Origin of the sequence: Litorivita pollutaquae, assembly GCF_003205515.1 — a bacterium.
Classification (GTDB): domain Bacteria; phylum Pseudomonadota; class Alphaproteobacteria; order Rhodobacterales; family Rhodobacteraceae; genus Litorivita; species Litorivita pollutaquae.
Genome location: NZ_KZ826490.1, coordinates 80,981 through 100,390, shown reverse-complemented (window position 1 = coordinate 100,390; position 19,410 = coordinate 80,981). Strand labels below are relative to the sequence as shown.

General features: G+C 60.3%; 13 protein-coding genes and 2 pseudogenes. 12 read left to right on the top strand and 3 right to left on the bottom strand.

Annotation, left to right across the window (positions count from 1 at the left end; all coding sequences use genetic code 11):
• Positions 1-125: 125 nt before the first annotated feature.
• On the bottom strand, positions 126-1,760 hold the full coding sequence (locus DI396_RS14530; RefSeq protein ID WP_110796941.1) for a Mu transposase C-terminal domain-containing protein: 1,635 nt from the start codon (positions 1,758-1,760) through the stop codon (positions 126-128).
• A gap of 138 nt (positions 1,761-1,898) precedes the next feature.
• Positions 1,899-2,162, bottom strand: a pseudogene (locus tag DI396_RS14525) (hypothetical protein); the annotation flags it as partial.
• A 226-nt stretch (positions 2,163-2,388) separates the two neighbouring features.
• Between DI396_RS14525 and DI396_RS14520 the strand changes: the two are divergent.
• Entirely contained in the window at positions 2,389-3,285 is an 897-nt protein-coding gene (locus tag DI396_RS14520) for a recombinase family protein (RefSeq protein ID WP_110796939.1), read from the top strand.
• Positions 3,286-3,301: 16 nt separating this feature from the next.
• On the opposite strand, the pseudogene DI396_RS14515 reads toward DI396_RS14520, so the two are convergent.
• A pseudogene (locus DI396_RS14515) lies at positions 3,302-3,650 on the bottom strand (PIN domain-containing protein).
• A gap of 722 nt (positions 3,651-4,372) precedes the next feature.
• Between DI396_RS14515 and repA the strand changes: the two are divergent.
• The 11 genes from repA (at position 4,373) to DI396_RS14455 (ending at position 19,399) form a co-directional block, all read left to right on the top strand.
• Positions 4,373-5,557: a plasmid partitioning protein RepA gene (gene repA, locus DI396_RS14505; protein ID WP_110796937.1), complete on the top strand. Its 1,185-nt coding sequence runs from the start codon at positions 4,373-4,375 to the stop codon at positions 5,555-5,557.
• Positions 5,557-6,525 carry a plasmid partitioning protein RepB gene (gene repB, locus DI396_RS14500; RefSeq protein ID WP_110796935.1) on the top strand — a complete coding sequence of 323 codons (969 nt, stop codon included), beginning with the start codon at positions 5,557-5,559 and terminating at the stop codon, positions 6,523-6,525. Before repA ends, repB begins: the two co-directional genes overlap by 1 nt.
• Before the next feature lie 221 nt (positions 6,526-6,746).
• The gene (gene repC, locus DI396_RS14495) at positions 6,747-8,063 is read left to right on the top strand and encodes a plasmid replication protein RepC (RefSeq protein ID WP_110796933.1); all 1,317 of its coding nucleotides are present in this window, start codon (positions 6,747-6,749) and stop codon (positions 8,061-8,063) included.
• 145 nt (positions 8,064-8,208) lie between these two features.
• Positions 8,209-9,303, top strand: coding sequence for a Fic family protein (locus tag DI396_RS14490; protein WP_110796953.1), 1,095 nt, complete (start codon positions 8,209-8,211; stop codon positions 9,301-9,303).
• A 331-nt stretch (positions 9,304-9,634) separates the two neighbouring features.
• Positions 9,635-10,120, top strand: coding sequence for a hypothetical protein (locus tag DI396_RS14485; RefSeq protein WP_110796932.1), 486 nt, complete (start codon positions 9,635-9,637; stop codon positions 10,118-10,120).
• A gap of 40 nt (positions 10,121-10,160) precedes the next feature.
• A complete protein-coding gene (locus DI396_RS14480) occupies positions 10,161-11,093 on the top strand; it encodes an ArdC family protein (RefSeq protein ID WP_110796931.1) in 933 nt (310 codons plus the stop codon).
• 70 nt (positions 11,094-11,163) lie between these two features.
• Positions 11,164-11,553: a DUF3768 domain-containing protein gene (locus DI396_RS14475; RefSeq protein ID WP_110796929.1), complete on the top strand. Its 390-nt coding sequence runs from the start codon at positions 11,164-11,166 to the stop codon at positions 11,551-11,553.
• Positions 11,554-11,710: 157 nt separating this feature from the next.
• Entirely contained in the window at positions 11,711-13,684 is a 1,974-nt protein-coding gene (locus tag DI396_RS14470) for a ParB/RepB/Spo0J family partition protein (RefSeq protein WP_110796927.1), read from the top strand.
• A 77-nt stretch (positions 13,685-13,761) separates the two neighbouring features.
• Positions 13,762-14,355 (top strand): regulator, encoded by a 594-nt coding sequence (locus DI396_RS14465; RefSeq protein ID WP_110796925.1) that lies wholly within the window; start codon positions 13,762-13,764, stop codon positions 14,353-14,355.
• Positions 14,355-15,011: a DUF6927 domain-containing protein gene (locus DI396_RS14460; protein ID WP_110796923.1), complete on the top strand. Its 657-nt coding sequence runs from the start codon at positions 14,355-14,357 to the stop codon at positions 15,009-15,011. The genes DI396_RS14465 and DI396_RS14460 overlap by 1 nt, the downstream gene beginning before the upstream one ends.
• Before the next feature lie 113 nt (positions 15,012-15,124).
• Positions 15,125-19,399, top strand: a complete 4,275-nt coding sequence (locus DI396_RS14455) for a bifunctional class I SAM-dependent methyltransferase/DEAD/DEAH box helicase (protein ID WP_110796921.1) — start codon at positions 15,125-15,127, stop codon at positions 19,397-19,399.
• Positions 19,400-19,410 lie beyond the last annotated feature (11 nt).

Genomic DNA, 19,410 nt, shown 5'->3' with positions numbered 1-19,410 from the left:
CGACGCTTGCATCACAGAAAACGCGCCGCATAATCAGATCAACCAGATGAGCCAAACTCTCTCTTAGATTAGGCTGCCAGTGGTCCCAAAAAACCTGACGACGGACAGTTGTCCCTGCCCTCAATTCACCATCTCTCCACTTTGAACAATGGGCGCGATGTATCACCCGTGTCGATCGGGCGCAGCCCTTCGGTTTTCGAGACAGCCGAGTTGGTGCCCTCCAATGTCCCTTTTCTTTCACGGGATCGGCGTTCGGCCTTCGTTAGGCCCCGGCTTTCAAACTCGATCTGGCGTTGCTGTCGGATCAGCTCAGCCAGGACCAGCTCATTGGACCCGGATTTGCCAAGGGCACGGGCCTTCCTCATGGCTTCGCGATATTCCCAGAGCGGCACGGGCGGAATTTCCAAGTTTCTGTAACGCGCCTCAACATATCGGCCATCGTCCAATTCGACCCAGATCATTGAGATATCGCGAGGGTCGTAGCGAACGACCACCTTCCCATCCCCGCGCCCAATGTGGCCTGCAAGCGCATCCGACCAGTACCGTATCTGGAACAGATGGATGCCGTCACGCCTGACCTTGCGCAGTTCGCTCGGCAAGAAGCTCACCCGAAAGGCTTCCATCTCGAAGGGGATGTCGCCCATCATTTCCTCTGAGAGCACCTCCCATTTGGCGACGGGCGTACAGCCAAGACTTGAATGAATGCTGTTGTTGTAGCGGCAGATTTCCAGGGCAAACCAGCGATCAAATTCGCCTAAAGTCATCGCGGCCATGCCTTCGGCATCGTAGTCGCCCTTGGCCACGACCGAGGATTGCGTTGTTCCAGGCAACAGGTGCACGGCCCCCATCATCGTGCCGATCAATCGTTCGATGTGCCCTCCGAAATGAGGACTGCCTGGCGGCCGATAGACTAGATCGATCCCCCATTCTGCACATGCCGACCGAAAGGCATGCGACCGGAAATCGCGCCCGTTATCGACGTGGATCCTACGCGGTTTTCCCTGCGCGGGCCAAGGAACATTGCACACCAATTCCGCCAGAAGTTCCGCCTTGGGGGCCACAGCCTGTGTCAGGCAAAGCGCCAACGACAGACGCGAAGGTGCCTCGAGAGAGGTGTAATATCCGGTCACCATCCGCGTTGCGACGTCGATCGCCAGCGTGACCCAAGGCCGCCCAATTGGTTGGCGTTCAAAACTGTCGACGAGAATGATGTCCGCAGGCGTATGGTCGATTTGCACGACCTCCAGTGGCCGGTTTGCCTTGTTGTTGCCTAAGACCGGCGCAAATTTCTGGCGGGCTGCCTTTGCGCCTTCGCGTGCCTTGGCAATTTCGCGGGCATCCATTGCATCCAGCCTGCGCTGAACCGTCCGACGTGTCGGCGGTTGCAAGCCCTGCTGCCAGCACGCGCTTCGGATTTCTGTCACGATGCGCGACAGGCTTGGACGTTCCCGCCGCAAGAAATAACGGCGAAGATGTTCTTCGATCACCGCTTCCACCTTGCCGGATATCAAGGTTGTACCAGTAGGGCGGCCCCGTTTCCGAGAAGCCAGCGCGCTGGTCCGCCCACCCTCTTCGGCCAGACGCTTTATCCAGCGCCAGATAGTCGCCCTGCTGACACCAAGCTCCCAAACGGCGTCATTGATGCCACTTTCCAGACTGCCAGTTCCTTTGAGATATGCCTGAACAAGCGGACGCAGAACGGCCGCCCTGCGCGCCTCCTCAGCACCAGCGGCAACGGAGTCTTCGCGATCATCATCCATCAATATTTGCCACACGAAGCTGCGAACCCTGTCTCAGGTTTAAGGGCAAAAATATCGGAATTAAAGACAAAATCTCATATTTAAGGGCAAAGGGCGACCGTTGATTTCGTTGAATTTCCTATCTCACAATTAAAGGCTACGCGACAGCCGGTCATCCAAAGCCCCCAGGCGTCCAGCCACTCTTGCCAGTCGCGAAGCGTGAACGCCTTCTGCCTTTGCCCAGTCTTCGATGACAGCAGTGTCGGGCGGTTCCGCCCGCGGGCCGGGAGGCAAATCATCCGGTTCTTCTTCGAGTGGTCCAGGCAGGAACCAGAGATCGTCTTCGTGAACCTCTTCATCCCCCTCGGTGGTGATGAGAGGGGCGTCGTAATCATCAATCAAAGTAGAGGTTTGTGGCTTCATATGCGCAAAATACTGATCTTTTGCACATTACCCAAGCGTTTTTGTGGCCGCTGCTTGCGCCCTTTATATAGTACGCGCGCGCGACTGCCGGCAGAACCTCTCAGTTCGCGCTCTGCCCTAGGAAACCAAGGGATTATGCACCAGCGCGCCGAGAGAACACTTGCTTGCATTCGTTTACAAATCGTCGTTTATTAGTGATATGTAAAACTGCAAAAAGCATGATTTGATGCCCTTGATAGGCTACGCGCGAGTTTCCACAGAGGATCAGACCCCCCTGCCCCAGTCTGAGGCCCTTCAATCTGCGGGTTGCGTAGAGATCTTTGAAGAACACGCCTCAGGCGGCAATCGTGCGCGGCCAGTACTTGCCCGCGTGCTCGAACGCGTCCAGAGCGGCGACACGCTGGTTGTCGTTCGGATCGACCGGCTTGCACGGTCTCTGTCGCACTTGCTGGAGGTGATCGAACGTCTGGAGGCCAAGGGGGCTTTCTTCCGTTCTCTCCAGGACCCCATCGACACGGCATCGCCACAAGGCAAGTTCACGCTGCAGGTTCTGGGCGCCGCGGCCGAGTTCGAACGCGCGCTGATCCGGGAACGCACCAAGGCGGGGCTGGCGAGCGCCCGTACTAAGGGCCGAGTCGGCGGCAACCCGGGCCTGCGCGCCCGCGATCCAGCGGCGCTACGCAAGGTGCGACTGGCGCGGCAAGACGGCTACATGGAGCGGCTGAACGAGACCGCGCAGGATTGGGTGCCCCATGTGCGCCGCCTGCGGCCCGATATGGCTTGGGAAGACATGTTGCGGATCATCAACGGCCCCCTGCCCCATGATCGCCGCTGGACGCAAAGCCGCCTGCTGCGCGCCGTGAAAGCCTATGTGCGCGACGGGTTCCTGCCCGCCGAGGTTCTGGGCCGCGCCGGACGTCGCGAAACCGACGACCGCCTGCCCGCGATCGTCGCTGCCATCAAGGGCGCGGACCCGGACATCACGCTAGTGGCGATCTGCGATCGGCTGGAATCGATGCGTGAGCGCACACCACGCGGACGGACAAGTTGGCAGCCATCTTCGGTGAAAATGCTGTTGGAACGGGCCGAGCGTCTTGGTTTGCTGGTTAGACAAACGGATTGACGACGCGCAACTGACCCTAGATGAGCAATCCGTCGTGCATGTCCTCACCCCTCAACGTCGTGCACCCAGAGATCAACTCGGCCGACACGACCATCGCGTCATTGACCGATAGCTGGTATTTCTCCGCCAATGCACGGCCCACCTGATGGGTTTGCACCGTCAGGTCCTCGACCGGGCACAAAGACTGGATGCCGGCAAGAAAAACCCCGGTGTCCTCCCAACTGAGCCCTGCCTTCCTGCGGCAATTGGCCAGCGCTTCGTTCAACTTGAACGCTGATCCTAGGCCCCTGCCCTAGTACTTCCTCGGCGCGATCCGCCTTGGGACCATCGCCGTGACGTTGTGCTTCACGTTGGCGTCGGCGGATTTTATGCTCGTGCGAAACGCCCCGGTTAAGTTGGTTATCCTTTTGGAGCCTTCTCAAACCCTGCCGGTCATTTCTCGCATTGAAATCTCCCGTCCCCCTACCCTTCCCCGCTTCGCTTTTAGGATTTCACAACCTTGGACTCCTACGCTCTGGTTATCATTGCATCACCAAAATAAAGGCGCACAGCATTGACCTCCATTTGTTTGAGTGCGAAAGCGCCAAAACCGAGTCTGCCAAGAGCGCCGGTTTGGTCTCGACCTTGAGCTCCTACAATGAGGTCGCTGTTGAGCCGGTTGCCAGCGGGAATCGCGTTGCCCCATGCACTGAGTTGTCGTCTGCTCATCCCGTGGTCTCCTGGTTGAACGCAACGGCACTTGGAAGACGCAGAAGTATGTGGCCGGGGCCGCCTACTTCACCCTGGCGATCCAGGATTTTGTCCTCAACGCCAATCTTGGCAAGACTGCAATCCAGGATGATGACATGGTTCAGCGAGTGATTCTCTGGGGTTCGACCGAAGTCTGAGTAGGGTTTCCCGCGGGCAACCTGTCCTGCCGGAGTGTTTACAGCTGTAAACACGAATGGTTTAATGGACGGCGCATGTAGTCTAGTTCTGCCTAATTAGACACTATATATGCGAAAAATCTTGACTTAACTGGGTGAATCACACCTTTTATCCCCAAGTGGCGCGAAAAAAGCCACATGTTTGAATTTGGGGCAACCACATGATTCCAGTGACACCGCTTAGTACCGAAAGGCCATCAGCCCTCGCAACCGAAATTTCCGAACGGCTGAACGCGGCGATCAGAGAGCACCTTCTTGCGGCTTTCGCACCAGACAACACAAAGTCGCTGCGTGCCTTCGCTGCTCCGGAGGTCGCCGAGTTGTTGGGTGTATCTGGCCAGTTCATGCGAAAAGTGCATGCCGAGGGAACGGTTCCTGAGCCAAGCGACATCCGTGGTGGCCGCCGGTATTACTCCGCCCAAGAGATTTGGAACGCACGAGAGATCCTCGAGCGCTCGTCTCGTACAAAGGGCCGATATGTGCCCCGCCGCTCCCCTGAGGAGAAGCTCCAGATTTGGCAGCTGATGAACTTCAAAGGTGGCAGCAGCAAAAGTACCACGACGATTCACCTTGCCCACTATTTTGCGCTACGTGGTTACAGGGTGCTCGCTGTGGACCTCGACCCGCAAGGCTCGCTTACATCGATGTGTGGGATTAGCCCGGAGATCGAGTTTGATGGGCTGACGATTTACGACGCGATCCGGTACGATGATCCGGTCGAGATGGCTGATGTCGTGCAGCCGACCTATTTTCCCGGCCTGTCAATCGCTCCGTCGCGGTTGATCCTCTCCGAGTTTGAAACGGAATCCGCGGTTCATTCGAACCCGGATCAGCCGTTTTTCACACGCATTCGGAACGCGCTTGTCCAGGTGGAAAATGATTTTGACTTGGTTCTTGTGGATAGTCCGCCGCAGCTCGGGTTCCTGACAATCGCAGGGATGGCAGCGGCGAGTTCGCTGCTCGTGCCTCTCACGCCGTCCATGCTGGATGTGTCGTCCACGGCCCAGTTTCTCGAACTCGCAGGTGCGTACATGGGGGTGATTGAAGACGCCGGCGCGACGCTGCAATACGATCATTTCAAGTTTTTGGTCACCCGCGACGAGCCAACCGATGTGCCTTCGCAGCAGCTCACTTCGTTCATGCGCGCCTTGTTTCAAGATCGGGTCATGTCGGCGACTGCGCTGAAGAGCACAGCAATCAGCGACGCTACGATGCTCAAGCAGTCGATCTATGAAGTTGTTCGTTCTGAGATGACGCGAGCGACCTATGACCGCGCCAAGGGCTCCATGGATGCGGTGGGAGAAGAAGTCGAGCGGATGATCCAGCAAGCGTGGGGACGTTCATAATGGCTAGGAAATCACTCCAAGAAATGTCCGGTATTGCCAGCGCTATTGCGCGGTCTGGTGCAAAGTCGGCGGAAAAGGTCGCGAAGACAAGTGCACCTGCTCTCGGAGCGCTGCAGGGGTCTCTTGCTGCAATTCGTGAAATAGATCCGGACCTAATTGATGACTGGGGTCCAACGGACCGGCTCGACGAGTTTACAGCTGTAAACTCCGACGATGACGGCGCAGGGTTCGATGCTCTCAAGAACAGCATCCGGGATGGTGGACAACAAGTCCCAATCCTTGTTCGAAAGGCGAAGTCCGAAGGGCGGTATGAGGCAATCTATGGTCGGCGGCGACTGAGAGCCTGCCGGGAACTTGGCATCAAGGTTCGCTCCAATGTCCAAGACATCGATGACCAAACGGCTCTTCTTGCAAAAGGTTTGGAAAACGCTGCCCGCCGCAACCTTTCATTCTACGAAAAGGCGCGTTTTGCAGAAGCTATCCTGGAGGCCGGTCATGCCACTCCCACGGTGAGGCAGGTTTTGAGCCTGTCCGCCTCAGGTCTATCGCATTTGATGAAAGTGACCCAGAACGTGCCGGTAAAGGTAGGTGATCTTGTTGGGGCTGCGCCGAAATCTGGCAGACCCAAATGGACCGCTCTTGCGGAGCTCTTCATCTCCAAAAAGCTCACTGAGAAGGTTGCTCTGTCCGTTCTAAAAAACTGCGGTCAGGAAGTGAGTTCCGACGACCGATTGGAAGTGCTGTTGAAAGAAGCCTCCAAGCGAGGGGCGCGACAAGGCAACGTCACCTCTGAAGTGACACCAGTCGAGGGCGTGACGATCAAGACAGGTCGCGGTTCTGTATCGATGTCAGTCAAGAAATCAGGTGCCAATGCGCAGTTTGCGGAATGGCTCGACGACAACCTGGCTGAAATCATCAAGAGATCCTACGCCGAGTTTACAACTGTAAACCGGACGGATGAAAACTGAGGACGAGCAGAAAGGAGGAAGGCGAGCAAAGAAAAACCCCCGAAACCGGAGCTTCGAGGGCTGCTGCGCAAAGCGCAATTCTTAGATTAGACACCTAGAATCTAGCAGCCACCGAATCACCACACAAGAGAAATCGCTCCTGAGCGAACGGGATTTCTTTGTCTGCTGGCTAAAAAATGAAAAAATTCAATGATGCTCCGCATGGAGCGACTGGGACAGGCATGCCTCAGATCGGTGGAGGTGTGTCCAATATCAACCAACCGTCCGGGTGGCGCAAAGCAACGGCAGGACTCGCAGTGGCTGAGCAACATGCACAGGTCGGCGAGAAAGCAGCCGTTCCCAAGGCACAGGCCTTCGTGGCCATAAAGCGCGTGGGTGCCCATATTGGTCTCAAGGCGGGCGATATGATGCTCCTGGACACGCTCGGGGCATTCACACAGGCCCAGGACTGGGAGGAGGGACGCCGCCCGATCGTCTGGGCATCCAATGCCTATCTGATGGAGCAGACAGGCTTCTCGCTGTCCGCGCTAAAACGCCACGCACGGCGCCTGGCGGAGATCGGGCTGATCTCCTTCAAAGACAGCCCCAACGGCAAGCGGTGGGGCCGCAGGGACGCGGATGGCGTCATCATCGAGGCCTACGGCTTCGATTTGTCGCCGCTGTCGGCCCGCGTCGAAGAGTTCGCGCAGTTGCACGCCGAATTGCAGGCTGAGCGTGAGCTGTGTCAGCGCCTGAAGCGCCAGATCACGGTTGCGCGCCGGATGATCCGCGCCAGGATCGAAGCGGCGCTCGGCAGCGCTCTGAGAGGCCCCTGGACGCAGCTCACAGGCCTCTTTGAGGATCTCCTGGACCGTCTTCCTCGACGGGACACGGCCTCTGAGACGCTCACACGGCTCTTGGAATGGTTCCGGGAGCTTCAGGAGCGTGTCGAGGTGGCCTATCTCAAGGCAGTTCGGGCGGACGAGGCTGTGGAAAACACAGCCGAAACCACCGAGCAAGTACTTCAGAAGACTCAAGAAATGGACCCCAGGGAGGTCATTTCCGAACCTCATATACTAATTACAAATCAACTTAATCCTGTAACCTGTAATTCCTCAGAAAAAGAGGAAGCGGCGAGCGTGGTGCCAAATGCGCCACCGGAAGAGCGCGTTGATAGGGAGTTGGAAAATTGGGTGGCTGAAACGCGCAAGAAGCGCGGGGCAGCTCTTGATCTGCCGACAGTCATGCAAGCCTGTCCTGAATTTGCGTCGTGGGCGCGCAATATGGGCGGATATCTGAAGGATTGGGGCGATCTGCACCGTGTTGTGGGGCAGTTGAGGCCGATGATCGGCGTTTCTGAACACGCCTGGAACCTCGCGCAGGACCGACTTGGGCCACAAATCGCGACTGCGGCGCTGGTTCTCACGTTCGACAAGCATTGCGCCGGCGAAGTGGCGTCACCGGGCGGATATCTGCGTGGGATGGTCGAGAAAGCCGGGGCAGGGGAGCTGCATCTCGAGCGCAGCTTCTATGGTCGATTGAGCGGGCAGGCTGCATAATGGGATGGGGACGCAGTTTTTCCACGTTCAGAGTTCCAGGTGGGGCATGCGGAGATTGCCGCCTGTATTCTCCGCAGATTTTGCGGCAGTTATTGTTGTCTTGACGAGATTATGCGGTATAATCTCCGCAAGGAATGCGCAAAATATGACCTACATTCACGAAATCACTGACTGGCCGCAGTTTTCTTGGGACAAGGCCAAGCTGTCTTCACAACTTGCCGCTGTCCGCCACCGACAAGGCAAGCTCTTGGGACGCATGGAAGGCCTTGGCTTTGATCTTCGAAACGAAGCGATGTTGCGAACTCTCACCAGTGATGTCGTCAAGAGCAGCGAGATCGAAGGCGAGACGCTCGACAAAGATCAGGTTCGGTCGTCTATCGCAAAACGGCTGGGGCTCGAAATCGGCGGGCTGATCCCGTCTGATCGCCATGTCGATGGGGTCGTCGAGATGATGCTGGACGCGACGCAAGCGTATGACCAACCACTGGACGCAGAGCGATTGTTCGGCTGGCATGCCGCCCTTTTCCCAACCGGGCGAAGCGGAATGACCCGGATCACCGTGGGGCAGTGGCGTGAAGGCCCTATGGAAGTTGTATCAGGACCTATGGGTCGTGAACGCGTGCATTTTGAGGCGCCGGGAGCAGCACGGCTTGATACAGAGATGGGGCGGTTTCTGACCTGGTTCAATCAGGTCCCTGACACGGATCCAGTTGTTCATGCCGCAATTGCACATCTGTGGTTCGTCACGATCCACCCCTTCGACGATGGCAACGGGCGCATTGCGCGTGCGATCGCGGATATGGCGTTGGCTCGATCCGAACGCAGTTCACAGCGGTTTTACAGCATGTCGACCCAAATCCGGCAGGAGCGGAGCGCCTATTATGATATGCTCGAGACGACGCAGAAGGGCGGGCTTGATGTTACCGCCTGGCTCAATTGGTTCCTCAATTGCCTCGACCGTGCTTTTGATGGCGCAGAGATCATTCTGGAGGCCGTGTTTCAAAAGGCGCGGTTCTGGGAGAAATACGGAACGGCCAACATAAACGACCGCCAGCGGGACATGCTTAACCGCCTCCTGGATGGGTTCGAAGGAAAACTCACGACGTCGAAATATGCGAAGATCGAGAAGTGTTCGCAGGACACCGCATATCGCGACATCCTGGACCTGATCGACTTGGGAGCACTTGAGAAAGATGACGCTGGTGGACGTAGTACCAGCTATTCCCTGTCAGCGAAGTGAAGAGGCTTGTCGCATCCGGTGCTCAGGACAAGCACCGCCAGGATATGTCAGACAGTCGCCAGAAAAAATTGCCGATCTGAGATTTGCCATTATTCATTGATATAAATTCTAAAAATGGAACTCTTAGGTCTGGCATTGCCGATGTTCGTTGCCGATCCGGAGTTTCTGCGTGCAATGAAGAAAACTGGGGCCGTGCCGGCCCCTGAAGTTCTTTTCCCGGGCTGGTGGGGCCGGGAAAAGTGAAAGTGTCCTTCGGGTTTTGTGACTGACGGATGAGGGGCTTTGGGGTTCCTCGGACGGGTCCGGGCCGGGTTCCGGTCTGTCTTTCCTGATGAAGGGCATTCCCATGCAAACAGGTGTCTTGCGCGTGCTGCGCGCGACCGCCGCCTCCTGGTGGCGGCACAAGGAACTGCGCCGAACTGGCCAGCTGAAACTGGCACGGCGGCTCGAACGCGAGACCGTGTTGCGCGATCTCGTCCATCTCAGGCAGGCGGCGACATTGTCGAACGCCCATGTGACCCGCGGCGATGGCGGGACGTTTGTCCAGCTCGGCTGGACCAGCGTGTCGACTTTCGCGCCAATCGAGCGCTTTCCCTTGGCCGCTCTAGCGGTCGCACGAGGCACGCCGTTCATCGATATTCGACCCGTCACCGATGTCATCGCATTCGCGAACCTGCCCCGCGTGACACGGGACGGACCGGTCGACCCTGAACCTTGGGGTCCTGGCCGGGCTGTCTCTCTAACCGCCTACATCGACATGGTCGAAGAGCTTGGTGCCAGGATCGTCAACGATCCACGCCCCAGTCGGCCAGCCTGATCACTATCCCCTCACACCAACACTCGAAAGGAGGCCAGCCATGGCCCGTTCCCGCACGCCCAAATTCGATGCCTCCGAGGTCATCACAAACGAAATCATCCGTATCATCGAGCGCGGCGTCCTGCCGTGGCGCAAGCCCTGGACCGCCGGTGGCAGTTCCCGCCCGCTCCGTCACAACGGCGAGGCATATCAAGGCGTCAACAACTTCCTGCTGACCATGCGGACCGTGATGGCTGGCCACAGCTCGCCCTACTGGATGACCATCCCACAGGCCAATGCCCTGGGCGCCAAGGTCCGCAAGGGCGAGAAGTCCTCCGTGGTGGTCTATTACGGCCAGAGCCGGAAACAGGACGAGGCGTCTGGAGACGCCGACGAGGCCGATGGGGATGAGACCCGCGTCTTCCGTTTCCAGAAATCCTATCGCGTGTTCAACGCCTGCCAGATCGAGGGGTTGGCGGACAGCTTTCATCCTGAGCCGGACCCGGTGCCTGAGCGTCCGCCCACTGAGCCTATACCGCATATGCAGGCTTTTTTTGATGCCATCGATATCACCACCGTCTTCACGGGTAGCGACGCCTACTATCTGCCGCCGGTTGACAAGGTCTACATGCCGCCGATTACGCGGTTCCAGAACCCGAGAAATTTCTATGGGGTTTGGGCCCATGAACTGGGCCATGCCACAAAGGCGCGCCATCGCTTGAACCGCGACTACGGTCTTTCGCGGTTTGGCAACACAGCCTATGCCCGCGAGGAGATCGTGGCCGAGCTCACGTCGTGCTTTCTGGGGCAGGAACTTGGGTTCACGTCGCATACGCTCGAGATGAATGCCGCTTACCTCTACAATTGGCTGCGGGTGCTGCGCTCGGACAAGCAGGCGATTTTCAAGCACGCGGCCGATGCGCAGCGCGCCTGTGATTACCTTATCGCGCGATCGGAGGCGGGCAGGGCAGGGGAGGTCGACCAGGCCGCTTGAGGGGATGTGTGTCGGCAAAGGGAAAGTAGGCTTTGGGAAGGGTGTTTCAAACTTCTCAAAGGACAGACCCATGACCAACGCAGCACAGCCTCTGACAGACCTCCCAGACCCCGCCGTAATCGCCGCTCAGAATGACGCTTTCCGCAAGCTCGCCTGCCTCGGGATAGCACCAGAGGCGCCCATCCAAGGCCGGATGCATGTGACCCGCTCGCTCATGGAGGCGGGGGACGGTTTCATGGCCGAGGCGGTGAAAGCGACCGGTACGTTCGAGACGTTTGAGCCAGAGAACGATCCGGAGGGATGGCATGATTTCGGGGCGGTCGAGATCCAGGGTGAAACCGTATTCTGGAAAATTGATCTCTATGAGGCAGATTCCGATTTTCGCTACGGTGCCGAGGTCCCGGATAACCCGGAAACCACCATGCGTGTGCTGACCATCATGATGGCGCGCGACTGGTAGGCGAGGGGTAGCCTCAAGACCTATTTCTCAGCCTCCTAAGGCCCGCTGCCCACTCAAAAGGCAAAGCGGGCCTTTTGTCCTTTTGATCCCCGAACCCGGGGATTGGTCGCGCAGCAGGTCGCGCCGGCCGCACCCTACCCATCGAAAAGGACATCCCATGACCGCAAGCTTCAAACCCGTATCTGTCGCTATCGGCGATCTGACTGCCCACTCCGCCAATGTGCGCAGTAACTCCCCGGAAACCTATGACTCCGAGAATATCGCGCATCTGAAAGCCAGTATCGCCGTTCTGGGCCTCCTGCAGCCACTTCTGGTCCAGAAGCTCGACGGCAAATACGCCGTGCTTGCCGGTGGCCGACGCCATGCCGCGCTGAACGAGCTGGTCGCGGACAAGGCCGCCAAGGGCTTCACGAGCAAGACCGAGATCGACTGCCGCCTTGTGCCGGAGGATTGCGACGTGACCACGGCCCTGTCGCTCGCCGAGAACATCACCCAGGCGCCGATGAACGCGATCGACGAGTTCGAGGCCTTCGCCCGGATGATGAAGGTCGATGGTCAGACGCCCGAGACGATCGCCAAGACCTTCGGTGCCACCGTTGCCGCCGTGAAGGGGCGGCTGCGCTACGGCCTCATTCACCCTGACATCCGCGCCGCAGCCCGGGCCAAAGCGATCACGCTCGATACGATGAAGGCCTTTGCGGAGCATCCGAGCCAGGACGTGCAGAAGGAGGTCTTCGAGGCGCTCACGACGGAAGACAGCTATCTGCAGGCCTACACCGTCCGTCAGGCTCTCAAATCCCGCGGCGTGCAGATCAGCGACGATATCGGGGCTTTCGTGCGCGCGGACTACGAGGCACGGGGAGGTGCTGTTGCGGCTGACCTTCTGGAAGAGCATTCCGTGCTCGAGAATGCGGCACTGGTCGAGGTCATCCTGCTGGAGAAGCTCGGTGCCGCCGCCGAGGAAGCCCGTGCGAAACTGGGTCTTGCCTGGGCCGATGCGATGGTGCGCTATGATTACGCGACCATGGCCGACTACGGCCGCGTCTATCCCGGCCCTATTGAGCCTGATGAGGCCGCCCAGAAGCGCATCGATGAGATCACCGCCGAGCTCGAGAAACTGCAGCTCGAGATGGAGGATGAGGGGCTCGAGGACGACGCCTACACGGCGCTCTACGAACGTGTGGACGCTTTGGAAGACGAAGCGCGCGATTTGCAGGAGGCCTACGGTGCCGAGGACCTTGCCCGCGCCGGTGTGATTGCGTCGTGGTCGGGCGGTCAGGTCACGCTCCATGTGGGCCTCGTGCGCCCGGAGGACAAGCAAGAGGCGTCTCAGAGCCCTTCCGGGAACCAGACCGGCAAGGATGAGCCCGACCCAGGCGAGATCGCCTATCCGGCTTCGCTGGCCGAGGATCTCAAGACCGAGCGGGCTATGGCCCTTGGAGCCGCGATGGCGATGAACCCTGAGGCCACGCTGGATCTGACGCTCTTCAAGCTGGTCAGTGACGTTCTGGCCAGCGGCATGAGTGTCACGCAGGCGATCAAGATCGATGCCCGCAAGGAATGCCGCAGCCATGCCAAGATGGACGAGATCGATGGCGCCTCGCTCGAGCAGGTGGCGGCGGCGCATAATGCGCTTGACCTCTCGTGGCTCGATGAGGCCCGGTCCCCTGCCGATCAGTTCGCCGCGTTCCGCGCGCTGGAGGCCGCCGAGAAGGCCAAGCTTGTCGCGTATGCCACAGCAAGCACCACGCAGTCCTGCTTTGCGCGGGATCGCCAGCGCGACAGCCTGATGCATGATTTCGAGATCGAGATCATGCCCGACATTCGCGCACATTGGACGCCGAACGCGGCTCTGTTCAACCGCTTCAAGAAGGCCTGGCTCCTGAAAATCCTCGGCGAAGATCTTGGCCTTGCCCAGGAGGCGGTGACGCTGGCCTCGTCCAGCAAGAAGGAGATCGTCGCCTTCTGCGACAAGCTCTTCGCCGAACCCTTCGCCACTCTGACGGACGCACAACGCGCTGCGGTAGCCGCCTGGTGCCCGCCGATGATGCAGACCGCCGGAAGCGCGACGGACGAAGCGCCCACGGTAGAAATCTCGGAGCCTGACACTGGCGTCGCGAAAGCGGCCTGAGCGACCCTCTCGACCCGCGCAAGGCTCAAACACCGCGCGGGTCGACCCTTTCCCACACTGAACAGAAAGACATCCCCATGGCTATTCTCAAGTTCTCCGCGTCCGCTGTCGCGGCGCAGATCGCCCATGCGCGCGGCTGCAAGACCTTCCTGCCCAACTGGAACGGACCCGTGGACAGGCCCGCCCTGATTCTGATCGTCGGCAATGGCGTGCATCTGCGCTCGAACGGCATTGATGGCACAACCACCCGCATCGTCACCACCGAGCAGGCGGATCCCTCCTTCGCCTTCGCCGACGGCATGAACCCGTTTCGGGACACCGACTGGATGGCGCAGCGCCGCATGGCGTTTCGCGACCTGACCGGGCAGTTTTACACGGACATCCTGGACGACGTGCAGGTGCTCATCGACCGGGGGCAGGGCACGATCCGGCTCGCCACTGATGGTCACAGCATCCGCGTCTTCGTGCGCCGCGCAGCGGATTATCTCATCGGCGGAGCCTATGACGTGCCCTCTGGTCTCGGGGGTACCTTCCGAGTCATCCTCAAGGACGCCTGTGACACCTTCGCGATCGTCCAGAACTGCGGCAATTGCGAGGATTTCGACGCCATGCAGCCCTATCGCGTGCCGCTCGATGCGCTCATGGAGATCGACGATCGGAGGGCGGCATAGTGGGATGGCTCTTTTACACCGACCGTCGTATCAAATCCTACGCGGATGAGAAGGCGGAAATTACACGGCTCTGTACCTTCGAGACCGACATCCGAAAGACAGAACTGCTCAAGGCCTGCAAGGTGGGTTCGACCTGGTACGCGGCAGCGAGGGTCACAAACCTCCACGGATCTCCGGTCGAGGATGCGACCTATGTCACAGACCCTGACGGCTCCGTCACCTTCGGTGCCGTATTCCTCACCCGATACGACGACGGCTGCTGGGGCTACAAGGACATGGAGGAAAGCGCTGGTCCCGTCGAGTCGCGCGCGCCGCTCAGCCTTCTGGCGCTGCTCTCGGAATTGAAGAACCCAGAGAGCTATGCCCATGCTTGGCGCCAGCGCTGTCGTGATTGGGCGTCGATTCCGGACTACCAGGAAGGTGACAGGATCAAGCTCGCCGCTCCCGTGACGCTCACAGATGGCAGTACCTGCCAGATCGTCACCGTGACCCACTACAGTCGGGGGCGGCAAAAACGCCGCTGCTACCGCATCGAGGAAACCGGCGCGCTCGTGCGCCTGTCGAAAGCGACGCTCGCTGGCTCGGAGCTGCTCAGCTCCGCGAAGGGCGCGGCAAGTCCTGTGCTGGCAGAGTTCCTGGCGGGGCAGGAGGATTGAACGACTAGACCATCAAGCACCGGCGCTTCCTTCGAGCCCTCTCTGCTCTTACAAAGTGTAGAGGGGGCTATTTGTCTTTTGGAACTCAGACCCTGATCCAAAGGACAAACCCCATGGCCAAGCCAACCCCAACAAACCCAGTTCTTACCGTCTCCGACCCCGATCTTTCCACCGCTCTGAGGCAGATGGGAGCGGAGATTGATCACCAGCCCCTGCGCAGTTCGGCGCTTGCCCGTATCATGCGGGAGGCGTTCGGCGGCAGCGATGCCAGTGGCGCGTGGGACTGGCGCATGGCCTATGACATGATGCAGGCTGCGGCTGTTCAGGTGCTGCTGCGTCAAGACGGCGCCGAGGGTGGTATTGCCGCTGCAAAGCTGCTCGCCTCGCGGCTCCTGACGGAAACCCGCCGCTCCGAGCAGCAGATCCGGTTGCAGCAGTTTTCCACGCCACTGCCATTTGCCGCCTTTGCCGTGCGGGCGGCTGCGGTCCGCAAGGGCGAGACCGTGCTCGAACCATCCGCCGGAACTGGCGCCCTGGCCGCTTTCGCCACCCGCGCAGGCGCCACGCTTCTGCTCAACGAGATCGATCCGTTTCGCCAGCGCCTCCTGTGCGCGGTCTTCGGGGGCGAGGTGACAGGTCACGATGGTGAGCATATCGACGATCTGCTGCAGACACTGGTCCTGCCCCACGTCGTGGTGATGAACCCGCCATTCGCCTCTTCGATCGATCGGTCTAGGGATAAGCACATCGCGGCCAAGCATCTCATCGCTGCCGCGAAGCGCCTCGCGCCCGGGGGGCGGCTGGTGGCGATTATGCCGCCTGGGTTCACACCCGACCGTGATGCCGCACATTGGTCGCGCGCCTGCGGCCTCTTCACGCCGCGCTTGGCGCTGACGATCCCGGGACAGGTTTATCGCAAGCTTGGCACGAGTGTGGAAACCCAGCTGATGGTCTTCGACAAGGTGCCGGAGGGTGGTGAGTTCATCCGCGCCACGGTGCGGGATCTGGACGACGCTTTGGCATATGTCGACGCCGTGGCTGCGATTCGGCCCGAGGCGCGTCTCGCCCAAAGGGCGGCGACGAGCCCTCACGCGGGGAGGGTCGTTCCAGTGCCTGTCACGCGCAAGCGGCCTGTTGCAGCGGTCGCTGCATCCAAGACCAAAACCAACGCCGCCGTTCCGCTTACCTTCACCAGTCTCGAGACCCCACGGGACAACACGCCGGTCTCGGACATCTATGCCCGCTACCGCCCGCAGCGGATCGAGATCGCGGGCGCTCGGGAACATCCCACGCCGTTGGTCGAAAGTATCGCAATGGCCTCCGTCGCGCCGCCATCGCCATCGCATGAGGCGAGCGAGTCATTGCGTCTGCCCGCCCGACTGATCGAAGAGGGCCACCTCTCCGAGGCGCAGCTTGAGACCATCATCATGGCCCATTATGCCCATGGGTGCGATCTGCCAGGGCGTTTTACCATCGATGACGACCAGACCAAGATGACGCGTGCCGATCATGACCCGGATGCGCGCGCCTATCGCCTCGGCTACTTTCTTGGCGACGGCACCGGCTGCGGCAAGGGTCGGGAATGTGCGGGGCTGATCCTCGCGGGATGGCTCGCCGGACGCCGTAAGGCCGTCTGGGTCTCGAAGTCCGCCACGCTCATCGAGGACGCCATCCGCGACTGGACTGATCTCGGCGGCTCGCCCGCCGACATTCAGCCGCTGTCGAAATGGAAACCGGATCAGCCCATCCCCATGGGCGACGGTATCCTCTTCGTCACCTACGCCACGCTGCGTTCGGCGGGCAAATGCGGCACCACGCGGCTGAGCCAGGTCCTCGACTGGATGGGCGCGGGGTTCGATGGTGTTCTGGCTTTCGACGAAGCCCATGCCATGCAGAACGCGGCCGGGTCCGAGCAGGGCAGGGGGGTCAAACCCTCCCAGCAGGGCCTCGCCGGGCTGCGGTTGCAACTTGCCGCGCCCCGCGCCCGCATCTTTTACATTTCGGCCACGGGCGCCACGAGCGTGCACAACCTCGCTTATGCCGCGCGGTTGGGGCTCTGGGGTCAGGGTCCCGAATACCCCTTCCCGAGCCGCGAAAGTTTCGTCTCTGCGATGGAGGCAGGCGGCGTCGCTGCCATGGAGGTGGTCGCGCGCGACCTCAAGACACTCGGGCTCTACACGGCCCGCGCGCTCAGCTTTGATGGGGTGGAATATGATGTGCTGGAACATGCACTGACCCCGGCCCAAACCGAGATCTACGACGCCTATGCGGGTGCGTTTCGCACGATCCACCACAATCTCGAGGCAGCCCTGACCGCCACCGGCGTCGATGACGCCTCGGGCGAGACCAATGCCTCCGCCGCACGCGCCTCGGCCAAGTCCCGCTTCGAGAGCACGAAACAACGGTTCTTCAATCATCTCCTGATGGGCATGAAGGCCCCGAGCATCGTCCGTGCCATCGAGGAAGATCTGTCGGCAGGCTATGCTTGCGTCATCCAGGTGGTCTCGACGGGTGAGAGCCTGCTGAAGCGCCGGCTTGAGATGATGGACCCGGACGATGAATTGGTCGAAGGCGCGCTGACGCCCCGCGACTACGTGTTGGGCTATCTCGAACAGGCCTTCCCGATCCATGCGCAAAAGCTGGTCGAGATCGACGGCAACATGGTGGCGGAACCCTTGCGCGACGAGACCGGCGCGCTGGTCGTCTCGCGCGAGGCGCTCGCCCTGCGCGATGCGGCAATGATGGAACTGATGACACTGGCGCCGATCCCCTCGGCGCTCGATCAGATCCTCTGGGCCTTCGGCGATGAAGCCGTAGCCGAAGTCACCGGGCGCTCCATCCGCCCTTTGAAGGCCGAGGATGGTCATCTCTTCATCGAGAAGCGCGCCGCCGCCAGCAATTCCTCCGAGACCCAAGCCTTCATGGAAGGCGAGAAGAACATCCTGATCTTCTCCGATGCGGGTGGCACGGGCCGCTCCTATCATGCCGCGCAGACGGCGAAGAACCAGAAACGGCGGCGGCACTACCTGCTGGAGCCAGGCTGGCGCGCCGACGCGGCCATTCAAGGTCTTGGCCGCACGCATCGCTCGGCCCAGGTCAGCGCGCCCTTCTTCCGGGTCTGCACCTCGGATGTGCATGGCGAGAAGCGCTTCACCTCGACGATCAGCAAACGGCTCGACCAGCTGGGGGCGCTCACCAAGGGCCAGCGAGAAACCGGCTCGCAAGGCATGTTCCGCGAGGAGGACAATCTCGAAAGTCCGATCGCGCGCGCGGCGCTGCGCGGCTACTACGCCGATCTCGCTGCCGGACGGGCCGAGGCGATGAGCTACGAGAGCTTCACTGATTGGACTGCGCTGCGGCTGATCGACAAGGACGGCTTTCTGCTCGAAGAGCTTCCCCCGATCCAGCGCTTCCTTAACCGGGTTCTAGCCCTGCCCATTCACATGCAGAACGCGCTTTTTGCGGAGTTCATGAGGCGGATCGCCGATCAGACCGAACGGGCGCGGGCGGCGGGAACGCTCGATCTCGGGGTGGAGACCCTGCGCGGGGAAAGGATCGAGCAGGTCGGGGCAGAGGACCTCTGGACCTGCCCGAAATCCGGCGCGGTGACGCGGATCATTGGGCTTCAGGTCACGGACCCGGTGTATGTGTTGTCCGCGGATGAGGCGCTCTCGCGCAATCCGGATAAGACCACGATGGTAAACCGCGCTTCGGGACGCGCGGCGCTCATCTCGGCGCGGCCCATGCAGATGTATGACGAGGATATCGTCACCCTGATGCGCAAGGCGGTGCGGCCCAATGGGTCCAGCTATCTCGAGGAGACCCGGTTTGAGGCTTCAGCCTGGGAAAAGATCGGGGGGGCAGAGTTCACCCGGCTCTGGGATGACGAAGCCGCGTCCTTGCCAAAAACCAGCATGACGAAGCTCTACCTGCTGACCGGGCTGTTGCTGCCGATCTGGAAGGATATTCCGACCACGAATGAACGCATCTACAGGGTCACGCCCGACGGCGGAACCAGCATGATCGGCCGCACGCTGAGCGAGGAAGGCGCGGCGGCGCTGCGCGCACGCTTCCTCGTTTCCAACCCACAAACCCCAGAAGAAATGCTAACCGCCGCCCTAGGCTCCACTGCCCAGGTCGATCTGGGCCGCGGCCTGACCCTGACCCGCCGCCGGGTGGCAGGCGAGGTGCGCCTCGAGCTGGGCGGTGCCGACAAGGGCATGATCGAGGGTCTCAAGGCCATGGGGTGTTTCACGGAGATCATCGCCTTCCAGCTTCGTGTGTTCCTGCCGCATGGGGACGGAGTCGACACATTGGGCATCCTCTCCCGGATTGTTGGAACCGGACCAGGCGCCACGCGGGACGTAACTTCAGTGGCAGCAGAATAGCGAGGGGGCGA

Coding starts and splice junctions, on each gene's coding strand:
- DI396_RS14470 (WP_110796927.1), top strand. CDS start 11,711: ATGACCGCAAGCTTCAAACCCGTATCTGTCGCTATCGGCGATCTGACT.
- repB (WP_110796935.1), top strand. CDS start 5,557: ATGGCTAGGAAATCACTCCAAGAAATGTCCGGTATTGCCAGCGCTATT.
- repC (WP_110796933.1), top strand. CDS start 6,747: ATGCCTCAGATCGGTGGAGGTGTGTCCAATATCAACCAACCGTCCGGG.
- repA (WP_110796937.1), top strand. CDS start 4,373: ATGATTCCAGTGACACCGCTTAGTACCGAAAGGCCATCAGCCCTCGCA.
- DI396_RS14520 (WP_110796939.1), top strand. CDS start 2,389: ATGCCCTTGATAGGCTACGCGCGAGTTTCCACAGAGGATCAGACCCCC.
- DI396_RS14480 (WP_110796931.1), top strand. CDS start 10,161: ATGGCCCGTTCCCGCACGCCCAAATTCGATGCCTCCGAGGTCATCACA.
- DI396_RS14530 (WP_110796941.1), bottom strand. CDS start 1,760: ATGGATGATGATCGCGAAGACTCCGTTGCCGCTGGTGCTGAGGAGGCG.
- DI396_RS14475 (WP_110796929.1), top strand. CDS start 11,164: ATGACCAACGCAGCACAGCCTCTGACAGACCTCCCAGACCCCGCCGTA.
- DI396_RS14485 (WP_110796932.1), top strand. CDS start 9,635: ATGAAGGGCATTCCCATGCAAACAGGTGTCTTGCGCGTGCTGCGCGCG.
- DI396_RS14465 (WP_110796925.1), top strand. CDS start 13,762: ATGGCTATTCTCAAGTTCTCCGCGTCCGCTGTCGCGGCGCAGATCGCC.
- DI396_RS14455 (WP_110796921.1), top strand. CDS start 15,125: ATGGCCAAGCCAACCCCAACAAACCCAGTTCTTACCGTCTCCGACCCC.
- DI396_RS14490 (WP_110796953.1), top strand. CDS start 8,209: ATGACCTACATTCACGAAATCACTGACTGGCCGCAGTTTTCTTGGGAC.